Source organism: Streptomyces sp. NPDC052043 (assembly GCF_044548235.1).
GTDB lineage: Bacteria > Actinomycetota > Actinomycetes > Streptomycetales > Streptomycetaceae > Streptomyces.
In genome coordinates this window covers 679,369-701,154 of sequence record NZ_JBIUBT010000002.1, presented here as the reverse complement: position 1 = coordinate 701,154, position 21,786 = coordinate 679,369, and the positions used below count along the sequence as shown (strand labels likewise).

Sequence of the window (21,786 nt, the reverse complement as noted above, 5' to 3'; positions counted from 1 at the left end):
GCAGCTCAGGAATGCGTGACGGCTCGTGATCGTTGACGATGGGACCGACACACGACCACAAACGAAGGATCGAGAAGCTCGTGAGCAGCAAGGTCCCCCCGATCATCCTCAACAACGGCGTCGAGATGCCCCAGCTGGGCTTCGGGGTCTGGCAGGTGCCGGACGACGAGGCGGAGCGGGCCGTCGCCACCGCGCTGGAGGCCGGGTACCGCAGTGTCGACACAGCGGCGATCTACGGCAACGAAGAAGGCACCGGCAAGGCCATCGCCGCCTCCGGGATCCCCCGCGAGGAGGTCTTCGTCACCACCAAGCTCTGGAACAGTGACCAGGGATACGACTCCACGCTGCGCGCCTTCGACGCCTCGCTGGCCAAGCTCGGCCTGGAGTACGTGGACCTGTACCTGGTCCACTGGCCGACGCCGGCCCGGGGGAAGTTCGTCGACTCCTACAAGGCGTTCGAGAAGCTGCACGCCGACGGGCGCGTCCGGGCGATCGGCGTCTCCAACTTCCTTCCGGAGCACCTGGAGCGCCTGATCGCCGAGACCTCGGTGATCCCGGCGGTCAACCAGATCGAGCTGCACCCGCACCTCCAGCAGCACGCGGCCCGCGAGTACCACGCGGAGCAGGGCATCGCCACCGAGGCCTGGTCGCCGCTCGGCCAGGGCAAGGGCCTGCTGGAGGTTCCGGCGATCGTGGCGATCGCGCAGAAGCACAACCGCACGCCCGCCCAGATCGTGCTGCGCTGGCACCTCCAGCTCGGCACCGTCGTGATCCCGAAGTCGGTGACGCCGTCCCGGATCCGGGAGAACATCGACGTCTTCGACTTCAGCCTGGACGACGAGGACCTCGCGGCGATCAGCGCCCTGAACGAGGACCGGCGTCTGGGCCCGGACCCGGCGGCGTTCGAGGTCGCCTGACCCGCACCGCGCGCGGCGAACTGAGCCGGTGCCCGGCGCCGAACGGTGGCCGGGCACCTGCCGCTCAGGCGGTCCGTACCGCCGTGTGCACCGTGTGCGCCTTGAGTACGAAGAGGTCGTTCCTGCGGTGCACGCTCGCCTCGTCTCCGGGGTCGAGGAGCCGGTCGAGGGTGGCACGGTCCTCGTCGCCGAGGTCGCTCCCCACGAACTCGCGGAGCCGGTTCAGGTCGGCCGCGACGTAGGCGCGGGCCGGGTCGGAGACCGGGGCGGGCAGGTCCAGCAGGAAGCTGCGGGTGCCGGTGTGCTTCAGGCCCGCGGCGGCCAGCAGCGCCGGCCAGTCCTCGGTCTCGGCGACCGAGCCCGGCAGTTCGGCCCGCATCCGCGCGAACCAGTCCTCCTGCATCACGTCGAGACGGGCCTGGAGGCCCGGCCGGCCGATGCCGATGTCACGGGGCAGGAACCGGGCGGGCAGGCCGCCCTCCAGCAGGGCGAGCGTGCCGCCGGGCGCCAGCCGTTCGGCGAACGCGGCGAGGGCGGCCCGCTGGTCGCCCAGGTGGTGCAGGCTGTTGCCCGCCCACAGCAGACCTGCCGGATACTCCAACTCGTCCAGCACGCCGGGGAGTTCGCCGGTGATGGTGGCGAGGCGGTCGGCGAGACCGAGGCGCGCGGCCCGGTCCCGGGCCCGCTCGAGGAGCGGCTCGGAGCCGTCCACCGCGGCGACCCGCGCGCCCGGGAACACCTCGGCGAAGAGGCAGGAGATCACGCCGGGACCGCTGCCGGCGTCGACGATCAGGCCGGGATCGGGCGCCTTCTCCCCCAGCCATGCCATGACGTTCCCGTACAGGGGCGCGAACAACTCCGCCTGGGCCTCCAGCATCGGAGCCATGACGGCCCAGTCGACGTCGGTGTGACCGTGGCCGTGGTGACGGTGGCCGGGGCGGGTTCGCTCGTGGTCGTGGTGTCCGTGGTGTGCCTGCGCCATGCTGATCAGCCTCTCCTGTCCGGTGCGGCCAGCCTGCGCCGACGCACCGGGAGAGGGCCACTCCTGTTGCCGAGGCGGCAAAACGGCCGGGGGGCACAGGCCCCCCGGCCGCGGGGAGGAACCGTTCGTCACCCGCCGGGGCCGCGGCAGGGCCGGCCCCGACGGATCGCCTCAGCTCACGGCAGAGCCGGGTACGCGTTCTTCATCAGCTCCTGGAACTGGGCGGAGAACCAGTGCCCGGAGACCGGAGCGTTCGGCAGCGCGCCCGACATGTTGTTGTTGTTGCGGGGGTTGCCCCCGTACGTCGGGTCGCACATCCGGTCGAAGCCCTTACCCTCGTCGTTCGCGATGGCGGTGCTGGAACCGTCGGACTCCCCCGGCGGCTTCATCCACACGTAGGCGTCGATGCCCGCGGCCGGTGCCGCCTTCGGACGCTCGCCGAGACCGGCTCCCGCCTGGTTGCACCAGTTGCCCATGTGGATGCGGCGGTCGTAGCGCCCGCCGTCGACGTAGGTGTCCACGTTGGTCTTGGCACCCGGACCGGCCGGACGTGCCGATCCGCCCCAGCCGTTCCTGGAGGTGTCGATCAGCATGCCGATGTTGGAGTTGAAGCCGACCGAGACGAGCTTGTTGCGGAAGGCCTGCGCGAACGACAGCTCGTCGACGTACTGGTTCCAGTCCACCCACTTGGACTGGCGCACCGAGACGCCGTTGACCTGGTCGTTGATGGTGAAGTTGTTCTCCTTCAGGGCACTGTAGTTGGCCGTGTTGGTGATGAAGCCGGCCACGTCGTTGACAGACGCGCCCTCACTGGTGGCCGCCTGCTTGAAGATGTCGGCCGACGGGCCGAAGTTGTCGTCCCAGCCGATCCAGCCGTGGTGCCCGGCGTCGATGTAGTTGTAGACGTTCGGGATCTTGCCGAGCTTGGCCAGTGCGTAGCCGACGCCCTTGACGTAGTTGCCGTTGGCCTTCATGGTGTCGCACTGCGGTGTGGCGGTGGCGCGGCCGCTGGTGTTGGTGACCAGGTTCGGCAGCGAGTCGATCTCGATGGTGGTGACGATCCGCAGCGAGGAGTACTTGGAGTCGCCGAGGATGGCCGCGATCGGGTCAATGAACTGCGTCTTGTACTTGTCGATCTCCGTCGGGCCGAGCTCGCCGTTGGAGGCGAGGGCCGCGCAGTCGCGTCCCGGCAGGTCGTAGACGACGACCTGGATGACCTCGTCGCCGGTGCCCTTCTGCTTCAGGGCCTCGTCGAGGTGGGCGCGCAGACCCATGCCGCCGTTCACGCCGTTGATCGCGGCGATGCGGTCGAGCCACACGCCGGTGGGCTGATTGGAGACCCTGGTGCCGCCGGGCTCGGCGGCGGCCTTCTTGGACCACTCCGGGTTCACGTACACCTTGGCGCCGACGTACGGGTTGTCGACGCGGCTTCCGTTGCCGCCGCCCGGGTCGCCGCCGCCCGGGTCGCCGCCGCCCGGGTCGCCGCCACCGGGGTCGCCTCCGCCGTTGTCGACGTTGCAGGTGACGCCGTCGAGGGTGAAGGCGGCCGGGATCGCGTTGGTGCCGCTGTAGGTGCCCTGGAAGCCGAAGCTGACGGAACCGCCCGTGGGGAGGCTGCCGTTGTAGCTCTCGTTGGCCGCGGTGACGTTCGCACCGCTCTGGCTGATCTTCGCGTTCCAGAAGCTGGTGACCTTCTGGTTACCGGCGTAGGTCCACTTCAGCGACCAACTCGACTTGGCGGCACCATTGTTGTGGACGCTGATGTCGGCGGTGAAGCCGCTGTCCCACTGGTTGACGTTGTAGTCGACGGTACAGGCGGCCGCGGCGCTGGCGGGTGCGGCGGTGAGCGCCGTCCCCGTGGCCCCGGCCACCAGGGCCATCGCGGCGAGTATCGATGTTCTGGTACGGCTCATGAGTGCCAAGTACTCCTTCTGTCTGACCTGATCTGCGGATAGGGAACTTTCGGACAGGGACGTGCGGACTCGGAGTCGGGCGTCCGGAGTCGTGGACCCGGACGTGCGGACTTGGGTGTGCGGTCTGGGGCGTGCGGTTTCGGACGTGCGGTCTCGGGCGTGCCACGGAGGACTCAGGGGTTGAGGGCGCGCAGATGGTCGCGCAGCCCCGCACCGAAGGCCGTGGGCGTGCCGTCGTAGGCGGAGATCAGAGACGGCCCGGAGGAGCAGTCCCAGGTGTTCCAGGTCCAGCCCAGGTAGGACAGTCCACGGTCGTCCAACCACTTCATGACCTGGTCGATGAATCCGTGCGAGCAGGTGTTCTCGCCGATCTCCCCGGCCACCAGCGGCACCTGGGCCGCGACCGGAGCGAGGGTGGAGTCCCAGCAGCTCGCGCTGGAGCAGGTGTTGAAGTTGTAGACGTGGAAGGAGGCGCCCAGATTGCCGGCCGGGTCAGTGGGCCGGTAGGTCAGCCACTGGCCTAGGTCGTTGGAGTACGCGAGGCCGCCGGCGAGGACGACGTTGTTCGCCCCGGCACCGCGGATCGCGTCGACCAGGCTCTGCATGCCGGCGACCTTGTACCCGATGCCGGGGCAGGTGCCGCCGTCGCGCCAGCACTTCCAGGCGTCCGTGAGGCTGGAGGTCGCCCGGTCCGGATAGGGCTCGTTGAACAGGTCGAAGACGACGGCCTGGTCACCCTTGAAGGTACTGGCGACCGAGGACCAGAACGACGGCGTGTACTGGGCGTCGGGCATCGGCTTCTGACAGGTGGCGTGCACGTCGGAGCAGCCCGCCGAGTTGCCGGTGTACTGGCCGTAGGTCCAGTGCAGTTCGACGATCGGGGTCATGCCGTGCGCCTCGACGCGGGCCACCAGCTCCTTGACCGCGTTGATGTAGTTGGCACCCGCGTACTCGGGTTTGATGTTGGAAAGACCCAGCCAGCACTCCTCGTTGAGCGGGATGCGGACGACGTTCGCCTTCCAGTCGGCGATCGCCTTGATCGCGGCGTCGTCCACGGGACCGTCCCAGATGCCGTAGCCCTGGACGCACATGAACTCGCCGCCGGAGCGGTTGACGCCCAGCAGCCGGCGGTTGTTCCCGGCGGCGTCGACCAGCTTGGTGCCGGAGACATGCAGGGCGGGTGCCTTGCCGTCGCCGGTCGGCGGCGGGTCCGTCGGAGGTGTGGACGGGCCCGAGTCGACGTTGCAGGTGGTGCCGTTGAGCTTGAACGTCGTCGGCACGGGGTTGCTCCCCGACTTGGAGCCGAGGAAGCCCGCGCTGACGCTCGCGCCGGTGCCGAGAGAGCCGTTGTAGCTCTCGTTGGCGGCGGTCACCTTCGTACCGGACTGGGACCACTTGGCGTTCCAGCCCTGCGTGACCTTCTGCCCGCCGGTGAAGTCGAAGGTCAGGCTCCAACTGCTCAGCGGAGCCTGGTTGTTGGTGATCTTCACGTCGCCCTGGAAGCCGGCGTCCCACTGATTGGTGACGGTGTACTCCACCGTGCACGCGGGTGCGGCTCCGTGCGCCGTGACCGCCGGCACGACCACGCTCCCGACGAGCGCGACCGCACCGGCGATGCCTAAAAGGACTGAACGCGGGGGGTGTCGCATGAGCGACTCCTTGCAGCTCTGGCGCGCCGTGACGGCCGCGTCGACTGATGGAATCGCTCCCACTGGTTCGAGTGAAGGTAGCGGCAAGTGACGGCGAAGGACAGAGGGTGTGCGAACTTTTGTCGAACTTCCTCAACTCAACACCCTTTCAAGGGGGTTGAACTGCATCGAATCTTTTCGACTCTTCAAGGACCTTGACCCCCTGTACACCCTTCCGCACTATGGGAGCGCTCCCACTGGTTCACGGCTTGACGCTCCTCCCCCACCTCCCCCGAGCCGCAAGGAGGAACCAGCACATGCATCCCCGACGCAGACGCCGCGGTGTGCGGCGGCTGTGGGCCGCCACCGTGGCGGCCCTCGCGCTTCCACTCACCATGCTGGCTACGGGGTCGACCACCGCGCACGCGGCGGCCCTGCAGTGCAGCGTGGACTACAAGACCAACGACTGGGGCTCCGGCTTCACCGCGGACCTGACCATCACCAACCGCGGCACGGACACCATCAACGGCTGGACCCTCACCTACGGCTACTCGGGCAACCAGAAGCTCAGCAACGGCTGGAACGGCATTTGGTCGCAGTCCGGCCAGACGGTCACCGTGAAGAACGAGTCGTACAACGGGACGGTCGCCGCCGGCGCCGCCGTGAACACCGGTGCCCAGTTCAGCTACAGCGGCACCAACGCGGCCCCGACGAGCTTCGCGGTCAACGGCACCACCTGTGCCGGCGCGCACCAGCCCCCGGTGACGGTGCTGACCAGCCCGGCCCCGGGCGCGGTCTACACGCAGGGTGCCGCGGTGCCGCTCGCGGCGACCGCCGCGGCGGCCGACAACGCGAGCATCACCAAGGTCGAGTTCTACGACGACACGACGCTGCTGGGGACCGCCACCACGGCGCCGTACACGCTCTCCGTCTCGAACCTGGCCGCGGGCAGTCACTCCCTGGTGGCCAAGGCCTACGACAGCCTCGGCGCCTCCGCGCCGTCCACGCCGGTCGGCATCACGGTCGCCTCGGGCCCCGCCGTGGTCGTCTCGCCCACCCAGCTGGGCGTCCAGCAGGGCAAGACGGGCACCTTCGACGTCAAGCTGTCGAACCAGCCCAGCGCCAACGTGACGGTGAGCACCTCCCGCACCTCCGGCAACACGGGCCTGTCCGTGACCGGCGGCTCCTCGCTCACCTTCACTCCGTCCAACTGGAACACCGCGCAGAAGGTGACCATCACCGCGGACTCCAGCGGCACCGGCTCGGCGGTCTTCACCGCCTCGGCGACCGGTTACACCAAGGCCACGGTCACCGTGACGGAGCTGGCAGGCTCGAAGGCGTACGACGCCCGCTTCCTGGACCTGTACGGCAAGATCACCAACCCGGCAAACGGCTACTTCTCCCCCGACGGCATCCCCTACCACTCGGTGGAGACGCTGATCGTGGAGGCGCCCGACCACGGTCACGAGACCACGTCGGAGGCGTACAGCTACCTTCTCTGGCTGCAGGCCATGTACGGCAAGGTGACGGGCGACTGGTCGAAGTTCAACGGCGCCTGGGGAATCATGGAGAAGTACATGATCCCCACCCACGCCGACCAGCCGACCAACTCCTTCTACACGGCCTCGAAGCCGGCGACGTACGCGCCCGAGTACGACACGCCCAACGAGTACCCGGCGAAGCTGGACACCGGTGTGTCGGTGGGCTCCGACCCGATCGCGGGTGAGCTGAAGTCCGCGTACGGCACGGACGACATCTACGGCATGCACTGGATCGAGGACGTCGACAACGTCTACGGCTACGGCAACACGCCGGGCGGCCAGTGCGAGGCCGGCCCCACGGCCAAGGGACCGTCGTACATCAACACCTTCCAGCGCGGCCCCGAGGAGTCGGTCTGGGAGACGGTGCCGCAGCCCACCTGCGACGCCTTCAAGTACGGCGGCAAGAACGGCTACCTGGACCTGTTCACCGGGGACTCCTCCTACGCCAAGCAGTGGAAGTTCACCGACGCCCCCGACGCCGACGCGCGTGCCGTCCAGGCGGCGTACTGGGCGGACCTGTGGGCCAAGGCGCAGGGCAAGAGCGCCGATGTGTCGGCCACCGTCGCCAAGGCGGCGAAGATGGGCGACTACCTGCGGTACTCGATGTACGACAAGTACTTCAAGAAGATCGGCAACTGTGTCGGGGCCTCCTCCTGCCCGGCCGGCACCGGCAAGGACGCCTCGCACTACCTGCTCTCCTGGTACTACGCCTGGGGCGGCGCCACCGACACCTCGGCGGGCTGGGCCTGGCGCATCGGCTCCAGCCATGTCCACGGCGGCTACCAGAACCCGCTCGCGGCGTACGCGCTGAGCAGCAACGCCGACCTGAAGCCCAAGTCCTCGACGGGCGCGGCCGACTGGAGCAAGTCGCTCACGCGGCAACTGGAGTTCTACCGGTGGCTCCAGTCCTCCGAGGGCGCCATCGCGGGCGGCGCGACCAACAGCTGGCAGGGCCGTTACGCGACCCCGCCGGCTGGCACGCCGACCTTCTACGGCATGTACTACGACTGGCAGCCCGTCTACCACGACCCGCCATCCAACCAGTGGTTCGGCTTCCAGACCTGGTCGATGGAGCGGGTCGCCGAGTACTACCAGCAGACGGGTGACGCCGCCGCCAAGACGGTGCTCGACAAGTGGGTCAAGTGGGCGCTGTCCAAGACCACGGTCAACCCGAACGGCACCTTCCAGATCCCCTCCACCCTCAAGTGGTCGGGGCAGCCGGACACCTGGAACGCCTCCTCCCCCGGCGCGAACAACTCGCTGCACGTCACCGTCGCCGACTACACCAACGACGTCGGTGTGGCGGCCTCGTACGCCAAGACCCTGACGTACTACGCCGCCAGGTCCGGTGACGCGAACGCGAAGTCGACGGCGAAGGCGCTGCTGGACGGCATGTGGAACAACAACCAGGACAGCCTGGGCATCGCCGTGCCGGAGACCCGCACCGACTACAGCCGCTTCGGCGACAAGGTGTACGTGCCCAGCGGCTGGACCGGCACCATGCCGAACGGCGACAAGATCGACTCCTCGTCGACGTTCAGCTCCATCCGTTCCTTCTACAAGAACGACCCGGCCTGGTCGAAGATCGAGGCCTACCTGAAGGGCGGCGCGGCCCCCAGCTTCACCTACCACCGGTTCTGGGCGCAGGCGGACATCGCGCTGGCCATGGGTTCGTACGCGGAGCTCCTCGAATAAGTCCCCGCTGAACGCTCCGTGTACCGGGGCCCGTCATCCGCCGACGGGTCCCCGACCGGGCGGCTCCCTCACGGGGGGAGCCGCCCGGTCGTCACTTCCTCCCCACTCTCCCCCCTCCTGCCTCCGTCGAGAGGAGCCCCACCGTGCGAAGAGCCACCCGCACCGGCCGTGTCCTCACGGCCGTGTTCGCACTCGCCGCCGGACTGCTCGCCGGCGCCCCGTCCGCGGCGGCCGCGCCCGCCGCGCCGACCGCGGTCGCGGCGGACACGTACACCTGGAAGAACGCCCGCATCGACGGGGGCGGCTTCGTCCCCGGCATCGTCTTCAACCGCAGCGAGAAGAACCTGGTCTACGCCCGCACCGACATCGGCGGCGCCTATCGCTGGCAGCAGTCGACGAAGACCTGGACGCCGCTCCTCGACTCGGTCGGCTGGGACGACTGGGGGCACACCGGCGTCGTCAGCATCGCCTCCGACTCCGCCGCCCCGGACAAGGTGTACGCGGCCGTCGGCACGTACACCAACGACTGGGACCCGGGCAAGGGAGCCGTGCTGCGCTCCGGCAACCGGGGCGCGAGCTGGCAGAAGACCGACCTGCCGTTCAAGCTGGGCGGCAACATGCCGGGCCGTGGGATGGGCGAGCGGCTGGCGATCGACCCGAACAAGGACAGCGTGCTGTACCTGGGCGCGCCCAGCGGCAACGGCCTGTGGCGCTCGACGGACTCGGGGGTGACCTGGTCGCGGGTCACGAGCTTCACCAACCCGGGCAACTACGCGCAGGACCCGGGCGACACGTCCGGCTACGCCAACGACAACCAGGGCGTCGTCTGGGTCACCTTCGACGAGTCGACCGGCACGCCGGGCACCGCCACGCAGACCATCTACGCCGGGGTCGCCGACAAGGACAACGCGGTGTACCGCTCGACGGACGCGGGCGCGACCTGGCAGCGGCTGCCGGGGCAGCCGACCGGGTACCTGGCCCACAAGGGCGTGCTGGACGCGAAGAACGGCTACCTGTATCTCGCCTACAGCGACACGGGCGGACCCTACGACGGCGGCAAGGGCCAGTTGTGGCGGTACGCGACGGCGACCGGCGCCTGGACGGACATCAGCCCGGTTGCCGATGCCGACGTCTACTTCGGCTTCAGCGGTCTGACGCTCGACCGGCAGCACCCGGGCACGGTGATGGCGACGGCCTACAGCTCCTGGTGGCCGGACACGCAGATCTTCCGCTCCACCGACAGCGGCGCGACCTGGACGCAGGCCTGGGACTACACGTCGTACCCGAACCGCTCCAACCGCTACACGATGGACGTGTCGTCCACGCCGTGGCTCACCTTCGGCGCGAACCCCTCACCGCCCGAACAGACCCCGAAACTGGGCTGGATGACGGAGGCGCTGGAGATCGACCCGTTCGACTCCGACCGGATGATGTACGGCACGGGCGCGACGATCTACGGCACCGAGAACCTCACCAAGTGGGACAGCGGCGGTCAGTTCGCCGTGCGGCCGATGGTGCAGGGTCTCGAGGAGACCGCGGTGAACGACCTGGTGTCCCCGCCGTCCGGAGCTCCGCTGCTGAGCGCTCTGGGGGACATCGGCGGCTTCCGGCACACGGACCTGACGAAGGTCCCGTCGATGATGTTCACCTCCCCGACCTTCACCACGAGCACCAGCCTGGACTTCGCCGAGACCAACCCGAACACGGTGGTACGGGTGGGCGACGTGGACTCGGGTTCGCACGTGGCGTTCTCCACCGACAACGGCGCCAACTGGTTCGCGGGCGCGGAGCCTTCGGGCGTGAGCGGTGGCGGCACGGTCGCGGCCGGCGCGGACGGCGGCCGGTTCGTGTGGAGCCCGGCGGGCGCGGGAGTGCAGTACACGTCGGGGTACGGCTCGTCGTGGTCGGCGTCGGCCGGAATCCCGGCGGGCGCGGCCGTGGCCTCGGACCGGGTGGACCCGGAGACCTTCTACGGCTTCAAGTCCGGCAAGTTCTACGTGAGTTCGGACGGAGGCGCGACCTTCACGGCGTCGCCGGCGGCCGGTCTTCCCACGGGCGACAGCGTGCGCTTCAAGGCCCTGCCGGGCACGAAGGGCGACATCTGGCTGGCGGGCGGCGCGAGCGACGGCGCGTACGGGCTGTGGCACTCCACCGACGGCGGCGCGAGCTTCACCAAGCTGTCGAACGTGGCGGAGGCCGACACCATCGGCTTCGGCAAGGCGGCGAACGGCGCCTCGTACCAGACGCTGTACACCAGCGCGAAGATCGGCGGGGTGCGGGGCATCTTCCGCTCCACCGACAAGGGCGCGAGCTGGACCCGGATCAACGACGACGCCCACCAGTGGGGCTGGACGGGCGCGGCGATCACCGGTGACCCGCGGATCTACGGCCGCGTGTACGTCTCGACCAACGGCCGCGGGGTGATCTACGGCGACACTTCCGACCCGAACGGCGGCGGCGACACGGGCGGTGGTGGAGACACCGGCGGCGGGGACAACGGGGGCGGCGACACCGGCGGTGGCGACGACGGTTCGACACCGCCGCCGGCCGGTCCCTGCGCGGTGGCGTACAGCGTCACCAACCAGTGGGACGGCGGCTTCCAGGCCGACGTCCGGCTGACCAACACCGGCACCACGGCCTGGAACGGCTGGTCGCTGGCGTGGTCCTTCCCGAACGGGCAGGAGATCACCTCGCTGTGGAACGCCGACCACTCCCAGTCGGGTGCGTCCGTGACGGCGAAGAACACGAGCTGGAACGGCGACGTCGCGGCGGGCTCGTCGGTGGACTTCGGCTTCACGGGGAACTGGTCGGGGACCAACGGCAGACCGACCGCCTTCACCCTCGGCGGTCAGACCTGCACGGTCTCCTGACGGGGGAAGGGGACCTCACTCCCCCTTGCGGAACGCCCGCAGGGTGAAGACCGGGTCCGGGCGGCGGCGGTCCTGTTCGGGCAGGGCCGCCAGCCGCTCGGCGAAGGCCTCGGTGCGGGGTTCGCCCGGCGGCAGCGTGACGAACCAGCCGCGGCGCAGGTCCGCGATGGTGCTGCGCGGACTGCGGCCCTGGTCCCGGCCCGGGAAGAGGGCCTGCCCGGCCGGGACCAGGCCGTGCGCGGCGGCGTACTCGGAGACGAGGCCGGCGTCGTCGCAGGCCGGGGAACCGGGCCGGGAGGCGAGCACTCCGTCGATGTCGCTGCCGACGTTGTGCGCGGCGGCCTTGTCGACCGTGGTGACGTACACCCCGCCGGTCCTGAGCACCCGGGCGCACTCGGCGACGATCGCCCGCGCGTCCTCGGGGCGGGGCACCAGGTGCAGCAGCCACACGCTGGTGACGGCGTCGAACCGCCCGTCCGGGAAGGGCAGACTGCGGCTGTCGGCGAGCACGACGGCACCGGGCAGGCGCGCCCCGGCGTACCGGGCCATCGCGGGCGCCCGGTCGGCCCCGATCACCCGCAGGCCTGCACGGGCGGCGGCGAGGCGGCGGGTCACGATGCCGGTGCCGCAGCCCACGTCGAGCAGTTCACGCGCCTGCCGCGGTACGAGGCCGAGGACCGCCTCCGCCGCGGCCTCCGCCCTCGCTTCACCGCCGCGCGAGGCGTCGTAGCGCTCGGCTTCCTCGTCGTAGTCCAGCACGCGGTCCCCCTCCCGTCCCGATGTGGATCAGCGTGCCCCGTGCCCCGGTGCGAGGTCCTGCACCCGGTGGGCGAGTTCGAAGTCATTCTCGGTGAGGGCGCCGCCCACGCTGTGGGTGTTCACGCTGAACGAGACCGTGTTGTAGCCCAGCGTGAGGTCGGAATGGTGGTTGAGCTCCTCCTGCACCTGGGCGATGTGCACGACCATCGCCGTCGCCGCGAAATGCGAGCCGAGCCGGAACGAGCGGGTGAGGCGGTCCCCGTCCACGGACCAGCCGGGCAGTTCGGCCAGCCGCTCCTCGATCTCCTTGTGCGACAGCGGTGCGACGGGCATGGGACCGGCTCCCTTCCTGGACCTCTTCCGGACGTCTTCCGGACCTCTTCCGGATCTCGCGTTCCTGCTCAGACTGCCACAGGAGGGCCGCCGCGTCGCCCTGTCGGCCGCCGCTCACCGGCGCGTCAGGCCGCCGTCGCCGGCCAGGACGGGCTCCACCGCTCGGTCATCCGCCCGCTCCTCGACTACGGTCGTGCGTATGGCCATTGTCGCGTCCGGCACCACCACGTCCCCGACCGCTCCCGCAGCCCGGGGCGTGGGCCCGCTGCTGCGGTCCTGGCGGGAGCGGCGGCGGATCAGTCAGCTGGAACTGGCGCTGCGCGCCGACTCCTCGTCCCGGCACATCAGCTTCATCGAGACCGGACGGTCCCGGCCGAGCGAGGAGATGGTGCTGCGGCTTGCGGAGCACCTGGAGGTGCCGGTGCGGGAGCGCAACGCCCTGCTGCTGGCCGCCGGTTACGCCCCGCGGTACCGGCAGACCCCGCTGGACGACCCGGCGCTCGGCCCGCTGCGCGAGGGCCTGGAGCGGCTGATCCGGGGATACGAGCCGTATCCCGCGCTGGTGGTCGACGCGACGTACGACGTGGTGAGCGCGAACCGGGGCATCACGATGCTGCTGGAGGGCGTGCCGGAGCGGCTGCTCGCCGCGCCGCTGAACGCGATGCGGCTGACCCTGCACCCGGACGGTCTGGCACCGCGCATCCGCAATCTGCGCGAGTGGCGCGGGCACCTGCTCGCCCAGATGGAGCGGCAGGTCGCGCTGCACCGCTCGGCCGCGCTGCGCGAGCTGTACGAGGAGGTGGCGGCCTACCCGGTGCCGCGGAGCGCGCCTCAGACGGCGGGGCCGCCCGGACAGGTGCCGTACTTCGCGCTGCCGCTGCGGATCGAGCACGACGGGCGGGTGCTGTCTTTCGTCTCCTCCATCTCCACCTTCAACACACCCATGGACGTGACGGTCGCGGAACTGGCGATCGAGACGTTCCTGCCCGCCGACCAGGCCACCGTCGAGTACCTTCATTCCTCGTGGGCGGGAGAGAGCCGGGAGGCCTGGCGTGAGTGAGCGGCGGGCCGCGCCGACCGTGGGCCAGGTGGTGCTCGGCAGACGACTTCAGGAACTGCGGGAGAAGGCCGGACTGGGACGCGAGGAGGCCGCGCGCGTCCTGCGGGTGGCCCCCGCGACCGTACGGCGGATGGAGACGGCCGAGGTCGCGCTGAAGATCCCGTACGTGCAGTTGCTGCTGTCCGCCTACGGGGTGGGCGACGAGGCGGCCGCCGCGTTCGTCGCGCTGGCCGAGGAGGCCAACGCGCCGGGCTGGTGGCAGCGGTTCCACGACGTGCTGCCGGAGTGGTTCAGCCTGTATGTGAGCCTGGAGGGCGCCGCCCGGCTGATCCGCTCCTACGAGCCGCACTTCGTGCCGGGGCTGCTCCAGACGGAGGGCTACGCGCGGGCGGTGCTGGAGGCCGGAACGGTCGGACAGCGCAGCCCGGACGCCGTCGAGCGGCACGTGTCGCTGCGGATGACCCGGCAGCGGCTGCTGGAGCGGCCGGATCCGCCGCACCTGTGGGTGATCGTCGACGAGACGGTGCTGCGACGGCCGGTGAGCGACCGCCCCGAGGTGATGCGCGAGCAGCTCGACAAGCTGCTCCAGTACACCGAGCGGGACCGGGTGACGGTGCAGATCGCGGAGTTCGCGCGGGGGCCGCACGCGGGCACGTACGGGCCGTTCTCGCTGTTCCGCTTCGCCGAGCCGGAGCTGCCCGACCTGGTCTACACCGAGTACCTGACCGGCGCCCTGTGCCTGGACTCCCGCGCGGAGATCTCCACGCACCTGGAGGTGCTCGACCGCATGACGGCCGCCGCGGCCACCGCCGAGCAGACCCGCGAGCTGCTGCGGGAGTACCGCAAGAACCTGTGAGCCCGGCCCGGCGGACGACCTGCGCCACGGACGGACGCTAGTGCCGCGACAGGCAACGTTTGCCCCGTCGCGGCACTAGGCGGCTCCGCCCTTGGTGTCGCGTTCGTCGTCGACGATCTCCGCGTCCACCACCGAGTCCTCGTCGGGCGGTGCCGTGTGCTGCTCGGTGCCGTCCGGGCCGCTCTGCTGGGCCTGGGCGTACATCGCCTGGCCCATCCGCTGGCTGACGGAGGCCAGTTTGTCGATGGCCGTGCGCAGCGCCGGGGTCTCCGCCTGCTGCTCCAGGAGGGCCTTCACCTCGGCGGCGGCGGCCTCGACCTCCGACTTGGTGTCGGCGGGCACACGGTCGCCGTTGTCGCGGAGGAAGTTCTCCGTCTGGTAGACGAGCTGCTCGGCCTGGTTGCGGGTCTCGGCGCTCTCCCGGCGCTTGCGGTCCTCCTCGGCGTACTGCTCGGCCTCCCGCATCATGCGGTCGATGTCGTCCTTGGGCAGGGCCGAGCCGCCGGTCACGGTCATCTTCTGCTCGCGCCCGGTGGCCAGGTCCTTGGCCGAGACGTGCATGATCCCGTTGGCGTCGATGTCGAAGGCGACCTCGATCTGCGGCACCCCGCGCGGCGCGGGCGGCAGGCCGGTGAGGTCGAAGACGCCGAGCTTCTTGTTGTACGCGGCGATCTCACGTTCGCCCTGGTAGACCTGGATGCCGACCGAGGGCTGGTTGTCGGTGGCGGTGGTGAAGATCTCCGAACGCCGGGTGGGAATCGTGGTGTTGCGCTCGATGAGCTTGGTCATGATGCCGCCCTTGGTCTCGATGCCGAGGGACAGCGGCGTGACGTCGAGCAGGAGGACGTCCTTGACGTCGCCGCGGATCACGCCCGCCTGGAGGGCGGCGCCCACGGCCACCACCTCGTCGGGGTTGACGCCCTTGTGCGGGTCCTTGCCGGTCAGCTCCCGCACCAGGTCGGTCACGGCCGGCATCCGGGTGGAGCCGCCGACGAGGATCACGTGGTCGACGGCCGAGAGCTTGATGCCCGCGTCCTTGACGGCCTGGTGGAACGGCTTGCGGCAGCGGTCCAGCAGATCGGCGGTCAGCTCCTGGAACTGGGCCCGGGTCAGCTTCTCGTCCATGTGCAGCGGGCCCTCGGCGGAGGCCGTGATGTAGGGCAGGTTGATCGTCGTCTCGGAGGACGACGACAGCTCGATCTTGGCCTTCTCGGCGGCCTCGCGCAGTCGCTGCACCGCCATCTTGTCGTTGCCGAGGTCGATGCCGTACTGGCCCTTGAACCGCTTGACCAGGTGCTCGACGATCCGCTGGTCCCAGTCGTCGCCGCCGAGGAGGGTGTCGCCGTTGGTGGCCTTGACCTCGATGACGCCGTCACCGATCTCCAGCAGGGAGACGTCGAAGGTGCCGCCGCCGAGGTCGAAGACGAGCACGGTCTGCTCCTCGCCCCGGTCCAGGCCGTAGGCGAGTGCCGCGGCCGTCGGCTCGTTGATGATCCGCAGGACCTTCAGCCCCGCGATCTCCCCGGCCTCCTTCGTCGCCTGCCGCTGCGCGTCGTCGAAGTACGCCGGTACGGTGATCACCGCGTCCGTGACGTCCTCGCCGAGGTAGGACTCCGCGTCCCGCTTCAGCTTCTGCAGGACGCGCGCGGACAGCTCCTGCGCCTGGTAGCGGGTGCCGTCGACGGAACCCTGGTCCGGGAAGCGCCAGTTCGCGTCCCCCATGTGCCGCTTGACCGAGCGTGCGGTGCGCTCCACGTTCGTCACCGCCTGCCGCTTGGCCACCTCGCCCACGAGCACCTCGCCGTTCTTGGCGAACGCCACGACCGACGGCGTGGTGCGCGCGCCCTCGGCGTTGGCGACGACGGTGGGCTCACCGCCTTCCAGCAGGGCCACCACCGAGTTCGTCGTCCCGAGATCGATCCCGACCGCACGTGCCATCTTCGTCCCCTTCCGGGCGCCTCCTGCTCTCCAGCACAAAACTTGAGTGCGCTGTTGTCAATGGCGCGTACCCGCCGCCCGCCGCTCTATCCGGGAACAGCGATGCCGCGCCCGAAACGGGGGGCGCGGCATCGTCGGACGTGCGTCTCGCGTCAGGCGAGCTTGGCGTCCAGGGTGATCGTCGTACCGGTCAGGGCCTGGCTGACCGGGCAGTTCTTCTTGGCCTCCTCGGCCGCGGCGACGAACGCGTCGTCGTCGATGCCGGGGACCGTCCCCTCGACGCTGAGGTGGATGCCCGTGATGCCCTCGCCCGGCTGGAAGGTGACGTCCGCCTTCGTCCGCAGGCTGGTGGGAGGGGTGCCGGCGCCGGCCAGGCCGTGCGACAGCGCCATGGAGAAGCAGCTGGAGTGGGCGGCGGCGATCAGCTCCTCGGGGCTGGTCTTCCCGTTCGCCTGCTCGGCGCGCGACGGCCACGACACCGGCTGCTCGCCGATGCCGGAGGAGTCGAAGGTGACGACGCCGTTGCCCTCGAGCAGGTTGCCTTCCCAGACGGTGTGAGCGGTGCGCGTGGTTGCCACGGTTGTTTCCTTGCCTTTCGCCTAGGTTCCCGTTCCCGGGATTCCGTAATCGCCATCCGATCACATCCGCGGCGTCCGCAGCCACCGAACCGGGCCGTTGCCTGCCGCCTGACGCCCGCGGTCACGATGGCGAGCGACTTCGGCCGGGTCCGGTCGGGTTTCCGGCCGCACCACTGACCGCCGGTACGGGAAGAGCCGGGGAAGGTCAGGCGGCCCGTTCCTGCGGTTCCGCGGTGAGCGGGGCGCCGGTCCCCGCGGCCTCGTGCAGCCAGCGCCGCAGCACGCGGTGGACGTGCTCGGCACCGACGAGTTCCCCGCCTTCCGCGACCGGCGGGGAGCAGGCGAGCGGCGACAGCAGGAACGGGCGGCCCTGCGCGCCGCCGAGGCCGCCGTGGGAGCCGATCTGCTCCTCGAAGGCGAGGACCTCTCCGCCGGCCGGGTCGTAGGAGGAGTTGACCATGATGTCGGCGGTGTGCGGGAAGGAGTGGGTGCGGCGTACGGCGTCGGCGGCACCGGGGCCGAAGACGGCCAGCGGGCCGGGATCGGTGTCGAGCTCGGCCAGCGGTATCCGCGCGCCGCGCGCGCCGAGCACGACACCGCCGTGCTCCTCGCTGCGCACGAGCAGGAAGCCGACGCCCGGGTGGTCGGCGAGCGTGGACAGCAGCGCGGGGTGGCGGGCGTCGATCTCCTCCTGGCTCATGCGGTGCGGCACGTCCGGGAAGGAGACCAGGCCCAGGTTGCCCGAGGCCAGCACGACGGGCTCCGAGCGGCGGGAGGGCCGCCGGCCCTCCCCGCTCTCCTCGACCGGGCGGCCCAGCGCGGCCCGTACGGCGGCGCGCGCCTCGGCGCCGGTCGGGGTCTCCCCCGCTCGGGCGGAGCCGAGAGCCTGGGAGAGGGTCCGCTCCGCCCGGCGCGGCACGGGCAGGCCGCAGCCGGCCCGTACCAGGTCGCCCAGGGTGAGACCGTGGCGGGAGCGGAAGGTCTCGCCGGGGCTCTGGCCGTGGTCGGACAGGAGGACGAACCGGTACGGGCGCGGGGCGTGCTCGGCGACCTTCTCGATCAGCGCCAGCGAGCGGTCCAGACGCCGCAGCACCTGCGCCGCGTCACGGCCGTGCGGCCCGGAGTGGTGGGCCACCTCGTCGTACGCCACCAGGTCGGCGTAGACGGCGGTGCGCCCGGCGAGCAGGTCGCCCATCACCGCGGCCACGACGACGTCCCGTTCGACGACCGTCGCGAAGGAGCGGATCAGCGGGTACAGGCCGCCGCGGGAGACACGCGGTCGCTCCGTGCGGAGCCGGGCGCGGAGGGACTGGCCGATCTCACGGCCGGTCTCGGCGACGAAGGACAGGAAGGTGCGGACGGCGTTGGCGGGGTCGGAGAAGTAGGCGAAGTAGCCCGCGCGGGAGCGGCTGGCGCGGTCCCGGCGGACCGCGACCGACAGGACCAGGGCGAGTTCGCCGGCGCCGCCGCCGAAGAGGTTGCCGCGGCTGGCTCCGTCGGCGGTGAGCAGTCCGCCGTCGCCGGTGCGCCGTACGGCGCGGCGCTGGAGTTCGGCGGCGCTGCTCGGGCGGTTGCAGACCATCACCTCGCCGGTGTCCTTCTCGTACCAGCGGAAGGCGGGGACGTCGTGGTTGGATCCGTGCAGGATGCCGAGCTGGCTGGCGCCCGTCTGGCTGGACCAGTCGGTGCGCCAGGGGGTGACCCGGTGGGTGGGCCGCTGATCGCCGGCGCCGAGCCATCGGGCGACGGTCGGCATCAGGCCCTCGGCCACCGCGTCCCGCAGCACGTCGTGGCCGACGCCGTCGAGCTGGACGACGACGGTGCCGGGGGTCGACGAGCAGGGCGGCAGCCGTCTGCGGCGGCGGTCGGCGAGCCGGTGGAGCCTGCGCCGGTAGGCGTCGTCGTCGCGCACGGCGAGGGCGGCGCCGGTGGCCGAGGCGACCGCGGACATCACCGCGGCCACGATGACGGCGGTCTCGGGGGCCGCCTCGGCCTGGCCGGAGGGGGTGATGCGCAGGGCGAGCAGGAGCAGTGAGCCGTTGAGGAAGAACACCAGCAGTCCGAGGACCAGCGCGGGCACGAGCAGCAGCAGCCGGACGAGCAGCGGCCACACCACGGCCGACAGCACACCGAAGGCGCCCGCGCCGAGCGCGGCCGTCACGGCGACGGTGGTGGCGCTGTCGCCGTCGGGCGACTGCAACCGGAAGTCCGGCATGATCCCGGCGAGCACCAGGAGGGTGACCGTGGAGACGGCCCACACCGCGACACTGCGCCCGACCTGACTGGCGACCCGCCGCCACCGCCGCCCGCCACCCATGCCGGCACATCCTCCGTTCCCGCCCCGTCCCGTGCCTCCGCACGGACGCACCCCAGCTTGTCATACACCCACACAAACCACCGTGACCTGGGGTGACGCCCACAGAGCGGTACGCGTGGACGCGTGTGGAGGGGTGTGGGTCAGCGGCCGTCGTAGCCGGCGGTCGGCATGGAGAGGCGGCGGTGCACGCGGGCCTTCATCTGGGCGTCGTACGAGGGCTCGGCCCGGCCCACCGTCTCGACCCGGACCCCGCGTCGCGCGCACTCCTCGGTGAACTCCTCGACGGAGGACAGCGCCCGCTCCAGGACCCGCCGGCTGGGCGCGACGAACAGGTCCACGCCCGGGCGCACTCCCTCCCACAGGGCGCTGTGATCGGCCCGCAGCCCCCGGACGAGCAGTTCCCGCGCGATCACGTAGCCGTGCTCGGCCGCCCAGTGGGCGCACATCGCGTGCTGGCCTCGGGAGTCCACCAGGAAGGGGTCGTCGTTCAGCTCCTCCAGGGGTGTCAGGCTCGCGATCGCCGTGACGCGGACGGCCGCCGGGGCATCCCCGCCCGGGGCATCCCGCACTTCTCCCATGGCGTCCCCCTCACCTCCGGGTTTCCGCCGCCGACCCTACTCCTGCCCGTAGGCTCGGGGGGAGTCGCGCGAAGGAGGCAAAGGAGTGCCGGTGGAGATCACCTGGTGGGGTCACGCCACCTGCACGGTCGAGGACTCGGGCGTCCGCGTGCTCACCGATCCCCTGTTCGCCCGCAGGCTCGCGCACCTGCGGCGGCGCCGCGGCGCGCCGCCCCCGCCCGCCGCCCGGCAGGCGGACGTGGCCCTGGTCTCCCACCTGCACGCCGACCATCTGCACGTACCCTCACTGGCCCGGCTGGAGCCGGGCACGCGCCTGCTGGTGCCCCGGGGCGCACTCGGGGCGGTCGCGGGGCTGCGCCGGCTCGACCACCTGCGGATCACCGAGGTGACACCCGGGGACCGGGTCGAGGTCGGCGGTGTCGTCGTACGGGCGGTGCCGGCCCGGCACGACGGGCGGCGGCTCCCGGTCGGGCGGCACCGCTCGCCCGCGCTCGGCTACGTCGTCGAGGGCGAGGCACGGACGTACTTCGCCGGGGACACCGGCCTGTTCGAGACGATGGCCGAGGAGGTCGGTCCGGTCGACGCGGCGCTGCTGCCGGTGGGTGGCTGGGGACCGTACCTCGGCGCGGGGCACCTGGACGCGGGACGGGCGGCGCAGGCGCTGGCCCGGCTGACGCCGGGGAGCGCGGTGCCGGTGCACTACGGCACGTACTGGCCGATCGGGATGGACGCCGTGCGCCCCCATGAGTTCCATGCGCCGGGTGATGAGTTCGCGCGCCTGGCCGCCGAGCGTGCGCCGGGGGTCGCGGTGCACCGGCTCGGGCACGGGGAGAGCGTGCGCCTGGAGGGCGCCCGGTGATACGGATCGCCGCCGCCGTGACCTCGGTGGTGCCGCCGGAGTCCACCCAGCAGGCGATGGGGTACCCCTCGCTCTTCCTGCTGGTGCTGATCGGAGCGCTGGTGCCGGTGGTGCCGACGGGCGCGCTCGTCAGTTCGGCGACGGTGGTCGCCCTGCACCAGACGGCGCCGTTCTCGCTGGCCCTGGTGTTCCTGACGGCGTCGCTGGCCGCGTTCCTCGGGGACGCGGCACTGTACTGGCTGGGGCGGCGCGGACTGGGGTCGAAAAACGGTTCGCGCTGGCTCGAGGCGATCCGCACGCGTGCCCCGGAGGACCGGCTCGCGCAGGCGCAGCGGAAGCTGACCGAGCACGGGGTCGCGGTGCTGGTCCTGTCCCGCCTCGTCCCGGCGGGCCGCATACCGGTGATGCTGGCCTGTCTGCTGGCGAAGTGGCCGCCGCGCCGCTTCGCCCGCGGCAACCTCCCGGCGTGCCTGTCCTGGGCGGTGACGTACCAGCTGATCGGCGTCCTCGGCGGCTCCCTGTTCAAGGAGCCCTGGGAGGGCGTGGTCACCGCGATCGCGCTGACCGTCCTGCTGGGCGCCGCCCCCTCCCTCTGGCGCCGCCTGCGCCGGCTGATCCCGGCCCACCGCTCGCACTGACCGGCGGCGGGGGCTCCCAACGGGGTTCGCAACTGCTTGTCAGCGAGTGTGCAGGAGGTCGTTTTAGCTCGATCGTGTGATGGCCGGCTGACAGGCTTGCGGTGTGCTGGGCCGGGCGGGGTAGCGTTGCCGTGCGATCTGGGACGCCGGGTGCGGTGCCTGGGGGTGCCCCCTCTGGGGGAGTGCGGGGCCCCTGCTCCACCAGCGAGATGGTTCAGGGCCTCCCCGTCGCCTCTGGCCGCTCTCATATGGCCAGGTCGTAAGGGACCCCGCCCGCCCGGCTCGGACCACGGACAGGATCCGTGTCGCCGCCCGGGATGCGGC

16 protein-coding genes are annotated in these 21,786 nt (G+C 71.1%); 7 read left to right on the top strand and 9 right to left on the bottom strand.

What is annotated here, in order from left to right; translation table 11 throughout:
• Positions 1-80: 80 nt before the first annotated feature.
• On the top strand, positions 81-917 hold the full coding sequence (locus tag ACIHCX_RS07780) for an aldo/keto reductase (RefSeq protein ID WP_400027624.1): 837 nt from the start codon (positions 81-83) through the stop codon (positions 915-917).
• 64 nt (positions 918-981) lie between these two features.
• Here the strand turns inward: ACIHCX_RS07780 and ACIHCX_RS07775 are convergent, their stop codons facing one another.
• The 3 genes from ACIHCX_RS07775 to ACIHCX_RS07765 all read right to left on the bottom strand — a co-directional run bounded on the left by ACIHCX_RS07775 (position 982) and on the right by ACIHCX_RS07765 (position 5,461).
• Positions 982-1,899 (bottom strand): class I SAM-dependent methyltransferase, encoded by a 918-nt coding sequence (locus ACIHCX_RS07775; protein WP_400027623.1) that lies wholly within the window; start codon positions 1,897-1,899, stop codon positions 982-984.
• Positions 1,900-2,075: 176 nt separating this feature from the next.
• On the bottom strand, positions 2,076-3,812 hold the full coding sequence (locus ACIHCX_RS07770) for a glycoside hydrolase family 6 protein (protein WP_400027622.1): 1,737 nt from the start codon (positions 3,810-3,812) through the stop codon (positions 2,076-2,078).
• A gap of 173 nt (positions 3,813-3,985) precedes the next feature.
• Positions 3,986-5,461: a cellulase family glycosylhydrolase gene (locus tag ACIHCX_RS07765; protein ID WP_400027621.1), complete on the bottom strand. Its 1,476-nt coding sequence runs from the start codon at positions 5,459-5,461 to the stop codon at positions 3,986-3,988.
• Positions 5,462-5,757: 296 nt separating this feature from the next.
• On the opposite strand from ACIHCX_RS07765, the gene ACIHCX_RS07760 reads away from it, so the two are divergent.
• Positions 5,758-8,676 (top strand): glycoside hydrolase family 48 protein, encoded by a 2,919-nt coding sequence (locus ACIHCX_RS07760; RefSeq protein ID WP_400027619.1) that lies wholly within the window; start codon positions 5,758-5,760, stop codon positions 8,674-8,676.
• Between the two features lie 143 nt (positions 8,677-8,819).
• Positions 8,820-11,546 carry a cellulose binding domain-containing protein gene (locus ACIHCX_RS07755; protein WP_400027617.1) on the top strand — a complete coding sequence of 909 codons (2,727 nt, stop codon included), beginning with the start codon at positions 8,820-8,822 and terminating at the stop codon, positions 11,544-11,546.
• Between the two features lie 15 nt (positions 11,547-11,561).
• On the opposite strand, the gene ACIHCX_RS07750 is transcribed toward ACIHCX_RS07755, so the two are convergent.
• Complete coding sequence (locus ACIHCX_RS07750) at positions 11,562-12,305, bottom strand: class I SAM-dependent methyltransferase (RefSeq protein ID WP_400027616.1); 744 nt, start codon at positions 12,303-12,305, stop codon at positions 11,562-11,564.
• Between the two features lie 27 nt (positions 12,306-12,332).
• Positions 12,333-12,638: a 4a-hydroxytetrahydrobiopterin dehydratase gene (locus ACIHCX_RS07745; protein ID WP_400027614.1), complete on the bottom strand. Its 306-nt coding sequence runs from the start codon at positions 12,636-12,638 to the stop codon at positions 12,333-12,335.
• 199 nt (positions 12,639-12,837) lie between these two features.
• On the opposite strand from ACIHCX_RS07745, the gene ACIHCX_RS07740 reads away from it, so the two are divergent.
• Both ACIHCX_RS07740 and ACIHCX_RS07735 read left to right on the top strand, forming a co-directional pair.
• Positions 12,838-13,698 (top strand): helix-turn-helix domain-containing protein, encoded by an 861-nt coding sequence (locus ACIHCX_RS07740; RefSeq protein ID WP_400027612.1) that lies wholly within the window; start codon positions 12,838-12,840, stop codon positions 13,696-13,698.
• Positions 13,691-14,554: a helix-turn-helix domain-containing protein gene (locus ACIHCX_RS07735; RefSeq protein ID WP_400027611.1), complete on the top strand. Its 864-nt coding sequence runs from the start codon at positions 13,691-13,693 to the stop codon at positions 14,552-14,554. The genes ACIHCX_RS07740 and ACIHCX_RS07735 overlap by 8 nt, the downstream gene beginning before the upstream one ends.
• 75 nt (positions 14,555-14,629) lie before the next feature.
• On the opposite strand, the gene dnaK is transcribed toward ACIHCX_RS07735, so the two are convergent.
• The 4 genes from dnaK to ACIHCX_RS07715 form a co-directional block, all read right to left on the bottom strand.
• Positions 14,630-16,492 carry a molecular chaperone DnaK gene (gene dnaK, locus ACIHCX_RS07730; RefSeq protein ID WP_400027609.1) on the bottom strand — a complete coding sequence of 621 codons (1,863 nt, stop codon included), beginning with the start codon at positions 16,490-16,492 and terminating at the stop codon, positions 14,630-14,632.
• A gap of 152 nt (positions 16,493-16,644) precedes the next feature.
• Positions 16,645-17,070: an OsmC family protein gene (locus tag ACIHCX_RS07725; RefSeq protein ID WP_400027608.1), complete on the bottom strand. Its 426-nt coding sequence runs from the start codon at positions 17,068-17,070 to the stop codon at positions 16,645-16,647.
• A gap of 205 nt (positions 17,071-17,275) precedes the next feature.
• A complete protein-coding gene (locus ACIHCX_RS07720; RefSeq protein WP_400027606.1) occupies positions 17,276-19,387 on the bottom strand; it encodes a phage holin family protein in 2,112 nt (703 codons plus the stop codon).
• 140 nt (positions 19,388-19,527) lie between these two features.
• A complete protein-coding gene (locus ACIHCX_RS07715; RefSeq protein ID WP_400027604.1) occupies positions 19,528-19,965 on the bottom strand; it encodes a hypothetical protein in 438 nt (145 codons plus the stop codon).
• A gap of 85 nt (positions 19,966-20,050) precedes the next feature.
• Between ACIHCX_RS07715 and ACIHCX_RS07710 the strand changes: the two genes are divergently transcribed.
• Positions 20,051-20,824 carry an MBL fold metallo-hydrolase gene (locus ACIHCX_RS07710; RefSeq protein ID WP_400027602.1) on the top strand — a complete coding sequence of 258 codons (774 nt, stop codon included), beginning with the start codon at positions 20,051-20,053 and terminating at the stop codon, positions 20,822-20,824.
• Entirely contained in the window at positions 20,821-21,462 is a 642-nt protein-coding gene (locus ACIHCX_RS07705; RefSeq protein WP_400027600.1) for a DedA family protein, read from the top strand. Before ACIHCX_RS07710 ends, ACIHCX_RS07705 begins: the two co-directional genes overlap by 4 nt.
• The last annotated feature ends 324 nt before the right edge of the window (positions 21,463-21,786 follow it).